This window comes from Vibrio sp. L85, from assembly GCF_963871815.1.
In the GTDB taxonomy this organism is placed as follows: Bacteria; Pseudomonadota; Gammaproteobacteria; order Enterobacterales; family Vibrionaceae; genus Vibrio; species Vibrio harveyi.
In genome coordinates this window covers 90,558-106,089 of sequence record NZ_CAWMYL010000011.1, presented here as the reverse complement: position 1 = coordinate 106,089, position 15,532 = coordinate 90,558, and the positions used below count along the sequence as shown (strand labels likewise).

The window sequence follows — 15,532 nt, the reverse complement described above, 5'->3', positions numbered from 1 at the left end:
CCAAATGCTAGCCAGATAAACTGAGCTTGTCATTAATTAGCTTTCCGCTATTTTGTTTGGAGTCGAGATGAACCGCTCAATTTACGCGGGTGTCCTTAATGTGGGGCACTCACTTAATCATTATTTCTTGCTCATTTTTCCTTCTGTCGTACTAACGCTGCATAAAGAATGGAACATGAGTTACGCCACACTACTTCAAGTAGGAAGTGCAGCCATGTTGGTTTATGGCGTGATGTCGCTACCGGCTGGTTGGCTAGCGGATCGTTGGAGCAGAAAAGGCATGATGATCGTTTTCTACTTTGGGATGGGCATCTCTGCGTTACTTACCGCTCTCGCGCAAACGCCATGGCAAATGGGATTGGGGCTTTGCGCCATTGCCTTGTTTGCCGCGATTTATCATCCTGTTGGTATTGCACTTATTTTCAGCTCTGCAAACAAAACAGGCAGGGCTATCGCGGTAAATGGGCTGGCAGGCAACTTAGGTTTGGCATTCGCGGCAATGGGGACCGCTTTGTTATGCCAATGGTTCTCTTGGCAAGCCGCATTTTATATTCCAGGTATCGTATGTTTGTTAACTGGCGTTATGTACTGGTTTGCATCGAAAGACGTTACCGGTATCGAACATGTGAAAAGTATACGTGACGACGTAACGATACCTTTGCGACAACTCAAAGTGCTGTTCGCTTGTGTGGCGGTGATTGCCTTCTTCGGTGGTTTGGTCTTTCAATCTACTACGACCTCGTTACCAAAAATCATGGACGTACAGTTTAGCCAATCATTGAGCCTTTCAAGCACGTTGACCACCTCTATTTTTGTCTGTGCTGCGTTTATTCAGCTTGTTGTGGGTGAGTTGATAGATCGTGTTGATATCAAGAAGCTGCTCGCCTGCATTACTGGTGGGCAGCTGTTATTCCTGCTATTGGCGACGGTTACTCATGAATGGTCTTTGGTTCTGGTGTTTGTTGGTTTGATGTTGTGTACGTACGCGCAAATACCGGTGAACGATTGGCTTATTGGCCGTTATTCCGATGCGAAATGGCGCTCTAGGACCTACGCCGTTAAGTACACATTAAGCTTTAGTACCGGACCTATCGCGTATTGGCTTATTGCTTCTACCTATGCTCAAACACAAGAGTTTGTATTGATGTATTTCATCCTTGCCGGTGGGATGGGGATCGCACTGTTGAGTGCTACGTTAATGCCTTCGTCAAGCAAAAGAAAACCGGCTAGTACCACACTAGTGAAACAGTGAAACAGTGAAACAGTGAAACAAAAAGGAGCGCGTCGGGCGCTCCTTATCACGCTCCGTGCTTACACAAAGAGTAAGACCGAAAACACAGTTTGAAAGAATGAACTCACTCTAGATTGGTTGGTTCTTACTGGTTCTGGTTTTGGTGTATTTCGATGGCGCTCGGCACTTAATGTATAGTAAGAGTAGTAAATGGTATTCATATTGACCTCCTGTATGACTTTAGAGATAGTATGAAAGTCTAATTGGGAACAAATAACGAACACATGAATATGGATAGTTCATCTTTTAAATCTACCTCGCATTTGAGCCGCTTACGTCAATTGAGTCGGCACTATCAAACTCAGGAGAGAAAGCCGGTCACCATCGCATCACTAGCAGAACAACTGCAATGTAGCGATCGAAATGTCAGTAAATTAATGGTGGCAATGGAATCATATGGTTGGGTGACTTGGGCTCCGGGTAAGGGGCGGGGAAACGTGTCCACGCTCACACTACTTGTGACGTTTGAAGAGGCGTTAAAGCAGGCATTAGAAGAGTGGGTTAAAGCGGGAAAAATCAACCAAGCACATCAACTTGCAGAGCAGTTTGATGGCGAATTGGTGTTTCAAGAAAACTTGCCTCTGTGGTTGGGTGATGCGCAAACCGAACTGAACAAGCAAAATACCCTTGTTTATATCGCACCTTATCAATTACCAGAGTGGCGACCACATCAAGCTCACTCTGTGCGTTCGGTGATGCTAATAGATAGCATTTACAATACATTGCTGCGTTTTGACCCTCACTCTCAAAGCATCTTGCCCGAACTTGCGCACGCATTTGAAAATAAGGGTGATCACGTTCGAATTCGCTTGCGTAGTGATGTGACTTTCCACAATGGCAAGCGATTGAGCGGCACTGATATTAAAGCGAACTTTGAGCGAAGATTAAACGAGGCTCATCCGTTTTCGGTCCTGTTTCGCCACCTTGATTCTATCAATGTCGAAGGGCAATGGGTGACGTTTTATCTACGTCAAAATGACCCTGTATTCCTCAATTTATTGTGTGACAAACATACGGCAATTATGGATTGTGAACAGCCACATAAGCCTATTGGAACAGGTCCCTATTATGCGGAACGATTGGAGAGTCACCATTGGACACTCAAAAGAAATCCTCGGTATTTTGGCATTGGAGGGTTGATTGATATGGCTGAATTTTGGTCATTGTCACCCTGTAGCAAAGTGGGTCATGCGCACATTCAGCAAATGCAGCGCGCGATTCATCTTGATAATGTCGGAGATGATCACAGTAAGCAAAATGGTTGTTCTGTCCTTCATTTTTTCTACCACAAAAACCAATTGAGCAAGCAAGAGCGTGCTTGGATTGTTCATCACTTTAGAAAGCATGCTGATCAGCGCGTAGAGTTAGCAAATAGTCTGATGAACGAGCACCAAGACAAAGGTTTTCACCTGTTTGAAAGCCAAATGACAAAGCCAAAGCGTCCAGTGGTGATCGAAATTCGTGAGAACTTAAAAGCAGAGCTTGCTCCACTCATTGAGATACTTTCCGAGCTTGGTGTTGAGTGGACGATTCAAAGTCCAGACGACGAGAAACGTGCGATCGCTGATGTCGGTTATGGTTGTTACGTATTTGGCGATGACCGAGCTTATCAGTATTACGAGTGGATGCTTGCTAGTGACGCGTTTACTCGATGTTTGAGCGAGAAAGAGAAAAACAGTTTAGTGCAGTTCGTTGATGGATTGATGCGTGAAAGTGAAGACAGTCATGGATTGCTAGAGAAGCTATTCCGAGCGGAGGATTGGTTGATACAGAACTACCATTATGCGCCGCTTTGGAGAGAGCACATTGTCTACTCTCAATCTGAAGAACTGCATGGAGCAGAAACTGACCGAATGGGTGTGATGTCTTTGAAAAACATGTGGCTTGAATAGGGACTGCAGACACTAAGAATACAACAATGTGAGAAAACAAAAAGGAGCGCATTGGGCGCTCCTTTTATTCATTTATAGCTCAATGAATGTTGGGTATGACTACTGAACCGCTTTGGATGCATACCAGTTGTTTTGGTACGCCTTAGAAGCAAATAGTGCATTGGCTTTCGCGCGTTCAATAACGGTTGGATCAACGTCCATCGGTTCCATGGTTTGTTTATCAAAATCGTATTGCATTGTTGATACTTTCTCACCCGGAGAGAATACAACAAGGTTATCTCGGGTTAGGTAACCAAAGTTCTTGTCATATTGCATCATTGCACGTTCATCTTCACGAGCCAAAGGCTTAGTCAGGTCACGACCGATCATCGGTGTTTTTGCATCGATACCAATCAAAGACAGCAGTGTTGGTGGCATGTCGATGTTGTTTGCAATGCGGTCATCTTTGCGCGGTTTGATGTCTTTACCAATGATTAAAGCAGGAATGTGGAAGTGCTTCACTGGCACCAAGTTCGCACCGAATACACGAGCATCATGGTCAGCAATGACGATGAAGATAGTATCGTCCCAGTAAGAAGATTTTTTCGCTTTATCAAAGAACGTACCAATCGCATAGTCTGAGTATTTAACGGCATTGTTGCGCGTCATATGCTCAGCATCGTAAGGTTCAATCTTACCTTCTGGGTATTCGTATGGGCTGTGGTTACTCGAACTGAATACTAAGCTAAAGAAAGGCTTGTCAGTTTTTGATAAGCGCTCAAACTCTTGGTCCGCTTTAGTGTAAAGATCTTCATCACTTACACCCCAAGAGCCAACAAACTCTGGATTCTCATAGTCTTTTTCTTCCACAATCTGGTCGAAGCCGTTACCGAAGAAGAAGGTTTTCATGTTATCGAAGTTTGCTTCACCACCATAAATAAACTCAGTGTGGTAACCGCGGTTTTTCAGTAAGTCAGCAATAGTAAAGAAACCTGTTTGGCTTTTGCTTAGTTTTACCACTGCGCGCGATGGTGATGGTGGGAAACCTGTTGTCACCGCTTCGATACCACGAACAGAACGCGTACCCGTTGCGTACATCTGAGTGAACTGCCAACCTTCATTCATCAACTTGTCGAAGTTAGGAGTAAGAGGAAGACCACCCAAGGAACCAACGAATTGAGCGCCCAAACTTTCTTGAAGCAAGATAACCAAGTTCTTTGGCTTTCCTTGATATGTTGCTTGGTTGCTGTTCATGGTTGGAAGTAAAGATGGATCAAAATCAGACTTAGCAGAAGAGGCGCGAACGATGTCGAGCATCTTCTGATCATCCATTTTTCCGTAAAACTGCTCTGCGCTCTTTTCTGACTTCATGTTGTTGACAGCAAACAACAGTGAATAGGAAGAGTTGAGTGCTAGATCGTTCATTAGAGGATCATTCGAAAATGCCACCATTGCAGGGTTAAGAGGGCGGTGACCCAAAGATGAACGAGCGCCAGCGACACCAATCAGTACCACTAAAATTGCAAGAACAGGACGCCATTTCCAGTTTACTTGCTGAGCGTTATCCGTCAGTTTCTTACTCCATTTCCAACCTAAGAAAAGCGTAATAACCGTACCAAGCGTGCCGATGAACAGTTCTAACTTGTAGCCAGTCCAAAGCATGCTGAATACTTCTTTCGGATAAATGAGGTATTCCACGAACAAACGGTTCGGACGAAGATCGTATTCTTGTATAAATGGAGCGGTAGCAAGCTCCATGTATACCAAGATCCATAGACCAGCGACCATCCAACAACGGAGTAACCATTTCCAGCACTCACCAATCTTACCGGTCACCGGTAACAGCGCAGATAGTAAGCCTGGCAGGATAAACAACCAACAAATCGTTGCAAAATCGACGCGTAAACCCTGACCAAGAATGTAAATAAGGTCGTTAAAAGATTCGATCCGGTCAGAGAGCCAAAAGGCTAATAAAATCCGCGAAGTGGACAAAAAGACAAGCGAAAATAGCGCAAATACAGCAACAGGCTGTAAAGGCCCAAAGGTGGGCTTTTTCATAAATATTCCCTAATTTACTGATGTGTTTGGTTTTTATGATGCGTCTTGTATCAAAGAAAACGTGAAACAAACGTGAAATATAAGGCTTATCTATAAATTTAATTGTAATGATTGGTACGGCTTTGTAAGGAGGCGTAATGCGATATGGCATGCGCTACGAAGTTTGCTCCGTTGGGGGAGGTAATATTCATGGGTTGATTTCGATAGAGTTCTTATTTAGGGTAATAGCTATGAACTATTTCGCGATTTCTACCTCGACTTTCTGCTGCTGCACCTTCCAAAACGTGCGGCGGCTTTCGCGTATCTATTAGTTAGTAAAAATTTCATCGACATATTAAAGGCCGCAGATGTTTTCATCCGCGGTCTTTTTGCATTTAAAGGAATAACAATATGAGCCAACAAAAACTACAACTTTTCAATACACTGGGACGTACTCTTGAGCCGTTCAATTCCATCGAATCAGGAAAAGTAGGTTTGTACGCGTGTGGTCCGACGGTATATGACTACGCTCATGCTGGGAATTTAAGAACCTATCTGTTTGTCGATGTTTTAAGACGCGCGCTAGAGCTCAATGGTTATGTCGTAAATCACGTTATGAACATCACAGATGTTGGTCACTTGGTGTCTGACGCCGATACTGGCGAAGACAAAATGGAGAAGGGTGCAAGGAAACAAAACAAATCTGCTTGGGCGATTGCAAAGTATTTTGAAGACGCGTTTTTAGGTGACCTGAAAAGCCTCAATATCATTAGCCCTTCGGTCATTTGCCGTGCTACAGAACATATAGAGGAACAGATTGAGTTTGTACAAGAGCTTGAACAAAAAGGTTTTACCTATCAAACCTCAGACGGTGTTTACTTTGATTCAGCGAAGCTTCCGGATTACGGAAAACTTGCCAAACTGGATCGCGAAGGATTAGAGGCGGGCATCCGTGTCGAAATGGCAGAGAAAAAGAGCTCAACCGATTTTGCGCTATGGAAGTTTAGCGGTAGTACACCAAGACAAATGGAGTGGGAAAGTCCGTGGGGTGTGGGATTTCCGGGGTGGCATATTGAATGTTCTGCGATGGCAGAGAAGTACCTTGGGGAAGTATTCGATATTCATGTCGGTGGGGAAGACCATATTCCTGTTCATCACACTAACGAAATAGCCCAATGCCAAGCGAAGAATGGGCACATACAAGCGAATTTCTGGCTGCATGGCTTCTTCCTTCAATTGAATAAAGAGAAGGTCTCTAAATCGGGTACATCGCTTCGTCTTGAAGCATTAATCGAGAAAGGCTATGACCCTTTAGCTTACCGTTATCTGGTGCTGACCAGTCATTATCGCAGTCATTTGAGTTTCTCGTGGGAGAGCTTGGACGCCGCACAAACCGCTTTTAAGCGTCTGAAAGCAAAAGTGTTGGCATTGCCAGAAGGTGGCAAAGTCGACCAAACGTTTGTTGAGCGTTTTGTGTCAATCATTAACAACGATTTAGCCATGCCACAAGCGATTGCATTAATGTGGGAGTTACTTGGAAGCGCATTAAACGACGCGGATAAAAAGGCAACAATACGCTACTTTGACCGTGTATTTGGTTTAGAACTTGATAAGGTAGAGGAAGAAGCAATTCCTCGCGAGATCTTGGAATTGGTTGAATTGCGCTTGCAAATGAAAAAGCAGAAGGAGTATCAACAAGCCGACGAAATTCGTCAGAAAGTTACCGAGCTCGGTTATAGAATCAACGATACTGGTAATAGCTCAACGGTGAGTAAACAAGGTTAGGAAAGCCAGAAAACAAAAGGCTCACTACGATAGTGAGCCTTTCTAATTGAAAACGATAAACGCACTCGTCGTTATTGAATCGCTAACTCAGGTTGTGACGCCGTATTCGTTTCTGCAGTTTGATTGTACTTCTTAATCACTAGCGCCAAGCGAATCAGCATTGCAATTGCCGCGGTAGTTAATCCTGTCACGATACCAATCCAGAAGCCTTCTTCGCCCATGGCAGGAACGATTTCATCGGTGATACCCAGCAACATACCCAATGGAAGTGCCAAGCCCCAGTAAGCAAGAATTGCCAGAATCATTGGGATCTTAGTATCTTTGTAGCCACGCAGAGCGCCGTTTGCAGAGGTCTGCAGTGCATCGCTGAATTGGTACATCGCAGTAAACATCAGCAGCGTAGCCGCTGTTGCTGAAACCACAGGATCTGTGGTGTACAAACGAATGATCCACTCTGGGAACAGCAAGAAGAAGCCGACTGAAATCAACGACAGTAGCGCGGCAGTAATAATGCCTACCAAACTGCGGTGAGAGGCCGTTTCAAGCTTTTGTTCACCCAATGCATGACCAACGCGAATCGTGATACCAAATGAAAGACTCATTGGGATCATGTACGTCATGCTAGAAATATTCAGTGCTATTTGCGCCGCTGCAACGTTCTCCGCACCGATACGACCAATCAACAGGGCAATCACCGCGAAGATACTGCCACAAACCGCAATGTTTAAGCCAATCGGCATCCCGAGTTTGAACAGCTGTTTGATCTCTTGCCATACTGGTTTTAATTCTGCGAAGTGAAGAATGTTTTTATAGTGGTGATGGCTCTTGATGTAGCTAAACAGCAGGGCCGACATCAGCCAGTAAACCAAGCTAGTAGCCCAGCCACAACCAACCGCACCCAGAGCCGGCATGCCGAATTTGCCGTAAATCAGAATGTAGTTAACAGGGATGTTTACCAACAAACCAATCACTGAAATCAACATCGGTGCGCGAGTGTTGTTCATCCCTTCGCAGAAGCCATTCAAAGTGTAGAAAAGCGCAATGCCTGGAACACCAAACGCCAACGCGACAACGTAATCACTCGCGATAGGGATGATCTCAGGTGCAACACCTAAGCCAACGAGAATGGTTTCCCCAAGTAGTAAGTAAACAATCAGAATCGCACTGACAAACGCAGACAACCAAAGCATCTGAATAAACGCGATACGCACGTTATTTAAACTTTGTGCGCCGCGGTGGTAAGCCACAACAGGTGTTAATGCCATGATGATGCCGCGAAGCAATAGCGAAACGGGTAGCCATAAACTGGTGCCAAGTGCGATCGCAGCAAGGTCGGCAGCACTCACTTGTCCTGCCATTGTGGTATCGATAAAGCCCATCGACTGAGTGGCAAGTTGCATCAGAATGATAGGGATCGATAGGTGTAACAAAGCGCCCGATTCTTTAAAAAAGCGAGAAAAAGAGGAAGGTTTGTTTTGCATGGAAGTAATTAAACACCAATATCAATGCACCAGTGGAAGCAGGATAGCGTTGTGCATTGTAGGGTGTGCCGCGTAGGCACGCGCAATATACGGATTTTTGTTCTTGCGTTCAATATGTAATTTAGATCACAAGAAAACGATTGCGAGAGCTTTTAAAGTAAATATTTATCGCGTGAATGCATTGTATTTTTTACTGCTGATTTTTAGATGAAAACAAGCAATTTTAGACACACTCGTTTCAATAATCATCAGTCATTATTCCGCTTTTCGACGGTTGCACAGCTTTTTATCTGACGTCTCAATTTATTTATTGTCTGATTATTTTCTTGGTGATATTTATCGCCTTAGTTTAGGCAATGTATGGAATAAAGAATGGAAGCCGAGCAATTAGAAGTACTCAATTTCATTAGCCAATACCCACCTTTTGATGATTTACCGGAAGAGCACCTAAGAAACATCGCAATGAATGCTGAAGTCGCCTATTACCGCGCAGAGACGGACATTCTCAAGAAAGGCGATGACATTCGTGATTTATACATGATCCGCAGTGGTGTGGTGGAAATCTTCCGCCGTAAAGGGGAGTTGTACAACCGTATTGATGCTGGTGGTTTGTTTGGACAAATGGGGTTGTTGATGAACAACCGTGTCCGTATGCCAGCCAAAGCGATTGAAGACACCTTGGTTTACTGCATTCCAGAGAAGATCTTTACTGAGCTATGTGACGAGTTTGAGAACTTCGCCGATTTCATGGAGTTGGAAGACAGCGCGAGGCTGCGTACCGCTGTATCAAACCACTCAGATGGGAATGACTTTACGACTGCGAAAGCGCGCAAGATCTTAAGTCGTGAGCCAGTGACGCTAGAAGCCAGTGCAACGGTTCGTGAAGCGGCGATATTAATGGCAGAAGAGGGCGTCACTGCGCTTTTGATTGTCCGCGCGCAAGAAGACATTACTGAAGACGACGATGACCAACTGCTTGGTATCTTGACCGAGAAAGATCTGTGCGTTCGCGTTTTAGCTGAAGGTCGAGACAGCGATATTCCTGTAAGTGAAGTGATGAGCTACGATGTTGTGTCGCTCGATTACAGTGCTTACGTGTTTGAAGCCATGCTGACAATGCTGCGTTACAACGTCCATCATCTTCCAATCCTAAAAGATAAAAAGCCGATTGGCGTAATCAGCATGACGGATATCGTCCGTTATGAGTCGCAAAACAGCTTGTTGCTAGTGAGCTCTATCTTCCAGCAAAATTCGGTAGAAGATCTCAAAGCGGTATCTAAACAAGTGAAAGACTGCTTTGTCCGAATGGTGAGCGAAGACGCAAATGCGCACATGGTTGGACGAGCGATGTCGGTTATTGGCAGCAGTTTTAAGCAAAGATTGGCAGAGCTAGCAGAGCAAGAAATAGGTCCTGCGCCCATCCCGTATTGTTTGTTGGCGATGGGCTCCATGGCACGTGATGAACAGCTTATCGTCACAGACCAAGACAACGCGCTGATTCTAGACAACAGCTACGACCCAACATTGCATGGTGAGTATTTTGCTCAGTTCGCGAAATTCGTTTGTGATGGATTAGCCGAGTGCGGTTACACCTACTGTACTGGCGACATTATGGCAACTAACCCACAATGGCGTAAAACGCGCTCAGAATGGGAAGAGTGCTTTGCGAACTGGATTGATAATCCAACGCCAGAACGTCTTCTGCATAGCAGTATTTTCTTCGATTTACTTGGTGTACATGGACGCGTGAAATGGGCTGAGCAATTGAGCGGGTTCATTGTCCGTCGTGCTAAGAAGAACAATCGTTTCTTGGCTTGTATGGCTTATAACGCAATCCGTCGTACGCCACCATTAGGCTTCTTCAAAGACTTTGTGATGGAGAAAGACGGACGTCATCGCAATTCCATCAACTTGAAGCGTCGTGGTACCGCACCAATGGCGGATCTGATTCGGGTGCACGCGTTGGCGATTGGCTCTCGTTCGCAAAACTCGTTTGAGCGTTTGGATGACATCAACAATGCGGGCATCTTACCGAAAGGTCGCGGCATGGATTTAAAAGACGCTATGGAGTTGATCTACATGGTGCGAATCCGACATCAAGCGCTGGATATTGAAAAAGGGGAAGAGCCCGATAACAACATCGAGCCAGAAGAAATGTCGGAGTTTGAGCGTCGCAACTTAAAAGCTGCATTCCAAATCCTAAGCAACGCACAGAACTACATTAAGTTCCGTTACCAGAGAAGTGGCAAATGATGTGGTTTTCTAAACAGAAGCAAGATAGTCGAGATTTGCTTGATACCAGCCAGACCCCCGATTGGGCGGTTTTCTTCGAGCAACTTTCCGAACAAGCGAAAGATACTCGATTAAAACGTTATTACTCTACGCCCATTGTGAATGGTGATACGCCACTAAAAGAGGTACCGTTTGTCTCCGTCGATTTTGAGACTACTGGCTTAAACGCAGAGGAAGACGCCATTCTCACCATAGGCTTGGTACCATTTACCCTAGGCCGCGTACAGTGCAGTGGCTCTCGTCATTGGGTTGTGAATCCAAATCGAGAACTGAATGAAGAGTCGGTGGTGATTCACGGCATTACCGATTCTGAAGTGAAGAATGCACCTCAACTTGAACAAATTCTTGATGCCATTCTTGATGCGTTGGCAGGTAAGATTGTGGTCGTGCACTACAAAAACATTGAGCGACAATTCTTCAATAATGCCTTGTTAAACAGTATAGGTGAGGGGATTCAATTTCCAGTCGTTGACACCTTGGATATCGAATATGCAATTCAGCGTCGACAATGTGAAGGTTGGTTAAATAAACTCAAAGGTAAAAAGCCTGGGTCTGTGCGACTCGGACATGCGCGTGAGCGTTACCATTTACCTGCTTATCAGCCTCATCATGCCCTTACGGATGCACTTGCAACCGCCGAGTTGTTGCAGGCACAACTGCAGTATCACTTTGACGGTGACATGCCATTGTCCGTGGTTTGGCAATAGTGGTTCGGTGAATTGACAACAAAAATAATTAGTCGTCCTGATTACAAAATGCAATGCGATATCATAGCGGTTGAGGGTAAAATTATAAAGTAGAGCAACCCTTCTAAAAGCGACACAACGATCGCACATAAGCTTTGCAGCAAGTGACACAAGAAAGTCATCACTCAGCTTCCTACACAAGCTTAATTTGAATTTAATCTAGCCACGTTTTTAAGGAGATAAATCGTGAGCACCGACAATAATGGCGGTATACAGCGCCCCGACGGTAAGGTGAACCCGATCGATACTGATTACCAGATTGGTCAGGATAACGTCGCGTTAAAAGTAGGTCCTTTCGGACTTGATATTCACAACCGTGTGTTTGCTATTTCAGGCATGTCGATCATCCTGTTCGTAGTGTTAACACTGACTTTCCAACAACAAGTAGAACCGTTTTTTGCTGGTTTGCGTGGTTGGCTTGTATCTAACCTTGATTGGTTCTTCCTATCTGCGGGCAACGTGTTTGTCGTCGTGTGTTTGATTCTGATCGTAACGCCACTTGGTCGCGTTCGTATCGGTGGTACAGAAGCAACACCAGATTACACTTACGCAGGCTGGTTAGCGATGCTATTCGCGGCTGGTATGGGTATCGGTCTGGTATTCTTCGGCGTATCTGAGCCTATGTCTCACTTCAGTGCTGCACTTGGCGGCGTGAACGTTGAGAATGGTATTCGTACTGACTGGGCTCCATTAGGCGCAGCAGAGGGGGATACCGCGGCTGCATCTGCACTAGGCATGGCAGCGACGATTTACCACTGGGCACTTCACCCTTGGTCAATCTACGCACTGTTGGCTCTTGGTTTAGCGATCTTCTCGTTCAACAAGGGCTTGCCTCTAACGATGCGTTCTATTTTCTATCCTCTTTTCGGCGAGCGAGTTTGGGGTTGGGTTGGTCACGTTATTGATATCCTAGCCGTTGTTGCAACTGTGTTTGGTCTTGCGACTTCTCTTGGCTACGGTGCATCACAAGCAGCAACAGGTCTAAACTTCTTGTTCGGCATCCCGATGACAGAGACAACGCAAGTCGTGCTTATCGTGATCATTACGGCGTTAGCGTTAATCTCGGTAGTTGCGGGTTTAGATAGTGGTGTAAAACGTCTGTCTGAAATCAACATGGGTTTAGCAGCACTATTGCTATTGTTCGTGATCATCGTGGGTCCAACGCTCGCAATCATGACGGGCTTCTTTGAGAACATCATGTCATACCTTGCGAATGTTCCAGCACTATCGATGCCATTCGGTCGTGAAGACGTGAATTACTCTCAAGGCTGGACGGCGTTTTACTGGGCATGGTGGATTTCATGGTCACCATTCGTAGGTATGTTTATCGCGCGTGTTTCTCGTGGTCGTTCCGTTCGTGAGTTTATCGTGTGTGTAATCCTGATCCCATCAACCGTGTGTGTATTATGGATGACGGCATTCGGTGGTACGGCGATCAGCCAATACGTGAACGATGGTTACCAAGCGGTATTTGATGCAGAGCTTCCACTTAAACTGTTCGCGATGCTAGATGTGATGCCTCTGTCTCAAATAACCTCTATCGTGGGTATTATTCTGGTTGTGGTGTTCTTCATCACATCAGCGGACTCTGGTTCTCTTGTAATCGATACGATTGCAGCGGGTGGTAAAGTGGACGCACCAACACCTCAACGTGTGTTCTGGTGTACATTCGAAGGTTTAGTTGCAATCGCGCTAATGCTTGGTGGTGGTCTAGCGGCTGCACAAGCAATGGCGGTAACAACTGGTTTACCATTCACAATCGTATTGTTGGTTGCAACGGTATCTCTAGTGAAAGGTTTAATGGATGAACCTCGCCCAACATCAAAATCAATGAAGAAAGCGAAAGCGTAGTTTGAGCGTCCTTCATAACAACTAAAAAACGGCACGTCTCAACGTGCCGTTTTCTTTTCTGAATTCTTCATATCTAGCCAGAAATTGGCTACGACTTTCTTCCTGTTCAAAGCTTTTTTACGCCACAATATCGATAATGTGCAGCGCATCTGTCTAAAAATATTCTTAACCCTATAAATACATTAGAGCTCAAACTATTTTTAAAGTCATCTGCACTTTGCCTTCGTGCGATCTAGATCAAATAAACGGGTATTTAGAGCCGGTTGGTTTGATTTTTATGCACAATCAGTGTGCATAATAAAAAAGAAATTTAATTAGTGTACGAAGGATATGTATCTACATATGATTACCTCAGCACCTTGGGTGATGTATCCAGAAATTGGAGAAGACCCAAGCAAAAAATGGATTTTTCGTGAACCTGTCGTGTCTGATGGCGACGATATTTATGGTTTAATCGCAGATTGTCCGCCGCTCGATATGAACTCTTCATATTGTAACTTCCTCCAATCTAGCCATTTCAGCAAAACCTGTGTTCTCGTCGAGCACAAAGGTGAGATCGCTGGTTTCATCTCTGGTTATCAGAAACCGGATGAGCTCAATGTATTGTTCATTTGGCAAGTCGCCGTCGCACCGCGATTTAGAGGCAATGGATTGGCTTTCAAAATGCTCAAAAACATTCTTGACCGAGAAGTTCTCGAAAATGTTAATGCCATTGAAACCACGATCACCAAGGCAAATGATGCATCTTGGGCATTATTCAAAAAGCTTGATGCGCAAAATGGCAATGGCGGTGAAGTGACCACCTTCTTGGATGAAGATAAACACTTTAAAGGCAAGCACGATACTGAATATTTGTATCGTATCCCCCTCAAATAAACCCACTAATAGGAATCAAATAACGGTCTTATCATGGATATTTTTAAAAAGCAGGAATCCAACGTACGTTCATACTCAAACAGTTTTCCGGTTGTTTTTCGTAGTGCGAAAGGTTGCTGGTTAGAAACAGATCAGGGTGAACGTTACCTCGACTTTCTTGCTGGAGCGGGATCTCTCAATTACGGTCATAACAATCCAGTACTTAAGCAAGCGTTGCTTGAATACATTGAAATGGATGGCATTACACACGGCTTGGACATGCATTCAGAAGCAAAAGCCGCCTTTCTTGAAGCGTTAAACCAATACATTCTTCAACCAAGAGCGCTGGACTACAAAGTTCAATTTACAGGTCCAACGGGAACTAACGCTGTTGAAGCTGCCATTAAACTCGCCAAAAAAGTAACGAGTCGTAGCAGCATTGTGGCCTTTACTAATGGTTTTCATGGCTGTACGGCAGGTGCGCTTGCAGCGACGGGTAATCAACACCACCGTCAAGGAGCGGGATCAAGTTTAAACAACGTCACGCGAATTCCATTCGAAGGCTATGCGGGTATTGATGGTCTGAAATTATTTGAAACCATGCTGACTGACAATTCGGCAGGCATGGACAAGCCAGCGGCAGTTCTACTGGAAACCGTGCAAGGTGAGGGCGGTTTGAATGTTGCCTCCAACGAGTGGCTGCAACGACTTAGTAAGCTGTGCAAAGCTCACGATATTTTACTGATTGTTGATGACATCCAAGCTGGGTGCGGTCGCACAGGTACTTTCTTTAGCTTTGAGCCATCAGCTATCAAGCCGGACATGGTGACGCTTTCAAAATCTATTGGCGGTTATGGTCTGCCAATGGCGATTGTTTTGCTCAAACCTGAATTAGATAAATGGAAACCAGGCGAGCACAACGGAACGTTTCGCGGTAACAATCATGCTTTCATAACGGCAACCAAAGCGCTAGAAACCTATTGGTCGACGAGTAACTTTGAAGCTCATATCAAATCTTGTTCCAACAAAGTTGAGAGCGTGATCCAACGTTGCGTACAGCGTTATCCTGAGCTGTTCGTGCAGCGTAAAGGTCGCGGCATGATGATTGGTATTGAATGTAAGAGTGGTGGCATCGCGGGCAACATTGCAAAAACCTGTTTTGACAATGGTATGGTCATTGAAACCGCTGGTCCAAATGATGAAGTGGTGAAGTTTTTCTGCCCATTGACCATTTCTGAAGCCGAACTTACCCAAGGGCTTAATATCTTCGAGGGCTCGGTAGAAGCCATCGCAAACAAACACTTCAAACAAGCATCATAAATA

At 45.0% G+C, this 15,532-nt stretch carries 10 protein-coding genes; 8 read left to right on the top strand and 2 right to left on the bottom strand.

The features are described 5' to 3' along the window. Positions 1 to 67 precede the first annotated feature (67 nt). Together AACR11_RS01690 and AACR11_RS01685 are read left to right on the top strand one after the other, a co-directional pair. Positions 68 to 1,252, top strand: a complete 1,185-nt coding sequence (locus tag AACR11_RS01690) for an MFS transporter (RefSeq protein WP_079325507.1) — start codon at positions 68 to 70, stop codon at positions 1,250 to 1,252. 263 nt (positions 1,253 to 1,515) lie between these two features. After that, a complete protein-coding gene (locus tag AACR11_RS01685; RefSeq protein ID WP_079325505.1) occupies positions 1,516 to 3,183 on the top strand; it encodes an SgrR family transcriptional regulator in 1,668 nt (555 codons plus the stop codon). 99 nt (positions 3,184 to 3,282) lie between these two features. Here the strand turns inward: AACR11_RS01685 and AACR11_RS01680 are convergent, their stop codons facing one another. Beyond that, positions 3,283 to 5,220: an LTA synthase family protein gene (locus tag AACR11_RS01680; protein ID WP_079325503.1), complete on the bottom strand. Its 1,938-nt coding sequence runs from the start codon at positions 5,218 to 5,220 to the stop codon at positions 3,283 to 3,285. 390 nt (positions 5,221 to 5,610) lie between these two features. On the opposite strand from AACR11_RS01680, the gene cysS reads away from it, so the two are divergent. Then, positions 5,611 to 6,984, top strand: a complete 1,374-nt coding sequence (gene cysS / locus AACR11_RS01675; RefSeq protein ID WP_079325501.1) for a cysteine--tRNA ligase — start codon at positions 5,611 to 5,613, stop codon at positions 6,982 to 6,984. 71 nt (positions 6,985 to 7,055) lie between these two features. Here the strand turns inward: cysS and AACR11_RS01670 are convergent, their stop codons facing one another. Next, entirely contained in the window at positions 7,056 to 8,465 is a 1,410-nt protein-coding gene (locus AACR11_RS01670; RefSeq protein ID WP_069218098.1) for an MATE family efflux transporter, read from the bottom strand. Positions 8,466 to 8,837: 372 nt separating this feature from the next. Between AACR11_RS01670 and AACR11_RS01665 the strand changes: the two genes are divergently transcribed. The 5 genes from AACR11_RS01665 to ectB all read left to right on the top strand — a co-directional run bounded on the left by AACR11_RS01665 (position 8,838) and on the right by ectB (position 15,529). After that, the gene (locus AACR11_RS01665) at positions 8,838 to 10,718 is read left to right on the top strand and encodes a DUF294 nucleotidyltransferase-like domain-containing protein (protein ID WP_079325499.1); all 1,881 of its coding nucleotides are present in this window, start codon (positions 8,838 to 8,840) and stop codon (positions 10,716 to 10,718) included. After that, the gene (locus AACR11_RS01660; protein WP_050938211.1) at positions 10,715 to 11,464 is read left to right on the top strand and encodes a 3'-5' exonuclease; all 750 of its coding nucleotides are present in this window, start codon (positions 10,715 to 10,717) and stop codon (positions 11,462 to 11,464) included. The genes AACR11_RS01665 and AACR11_RS01660 overlap by 4 nt, the downstream gene beginning before the upstream one ends. 225 nt (positions 11,465 to 11,689) lie before the next feature. Beyond that, the gene (locus AACR11_RS01655) at positions 11,690 to 13,354 is read left to right on the top strand and encodes a BCCT family transporter (protein WP_079325497.1); all 1,665 of its coding nucleotides are present in this window, start codon (positions 11,690 to 11,692) and stop codon (positions 13,352 to 13,354) included. Positions 13,355 to 13,696: 342 nt separating this feature from the next. Next, positions 13,697 to 14,230: a diaminobutyrate acetyltransferase gene (gene ectA / locus AACR11_RS01650; protein ID WP_005446058.1), complete on the top strand. Its 534-nt coding sequence runs from the start codon at positions 13,697 to 13,699 to the stop codon at positions 14,228 to 14,230. Between the two features lie 33 nt (positions 14,231 to 14,263). Further along, positions 14,264 to 15,529, top strand: a complete 1,266-nt coding sequence (ectB, locus tag AACR11_RS01645; protein ID WP_017818073.1) for a diaminobutyrate--2-oxoglutarate transaminase — start codon at positions 14,264 to 14,266, stop codon at positions 15,527 to 15,529. Positions 15,530 to 15,532 lie beyond the last annotated feature (3 nt).

Excerpts from the sequence above, each read along its gene's own strand:
- AACR11_RS01665 (WP_079325499.1), top strand. The coding sequence starts at position 8,838 with ATGGAAGCCGAGCAATTAGAAGTACTCAATTTCATTAGCCAATACCCA.
- ectA (WP_005446058.1), top strand. The coding sequence starts at position 13,697 with ATGATTACCTCAGCACCTTGGGTGATGTATCCAGAAATTGGAGAAGAC.
- AACR11_RS01690 (WP_079325507.1), top strand. The coding sequence starts at position 68 with ATGAACCGCTCAATTTACGCGGGTGTCCTTAATGTGGGGCACTCACTT.
- AACR11_RS01685 (WP_079325505.1), top strand. The coding sequence starts at position 1,516 with ATGAATATGGATAGTTCATCTTTTAAATCTACCTCGCATTTGAGCCGC.
- AACR11_RS01660 (WP_050938211.1), top strand. The coding sequence starts at position 10,715 with ATGATGTGGTTTTCTAAACAGAAGCAAGATAGTCGAGATTTGCTTGAT.
- AACR11_RS01680 (WP_079325503.1), bottom strand. The coding sequence starts at position 5,220 with ATGAAAAAGCCCACCTTTGGGCCTTTACAGCCTGTTGCTGTATTTGCG.
- cysS (WP_079325501.1), top strand. The coding sequence starts at position 5,611 with ATGAGCCAACAAAAACTACAACTTTTCAATACACTGGGACGTACTCTT.
- AACR11_RS01670 (WP_069218098.1), bottom strand. The coding sequence starts at position 8,465 with ATGCAAAACAAACCTTCCTCTTTTTCTCGCTTTTTTAAAGAATCGGGC.
- ectB (WP_017818073.1), top strand. The coding sequence starts at position 14,264 with ATGGATATTTTTAAAAAGCAGGAATCCAACGTACGTTCATACTCAAAC.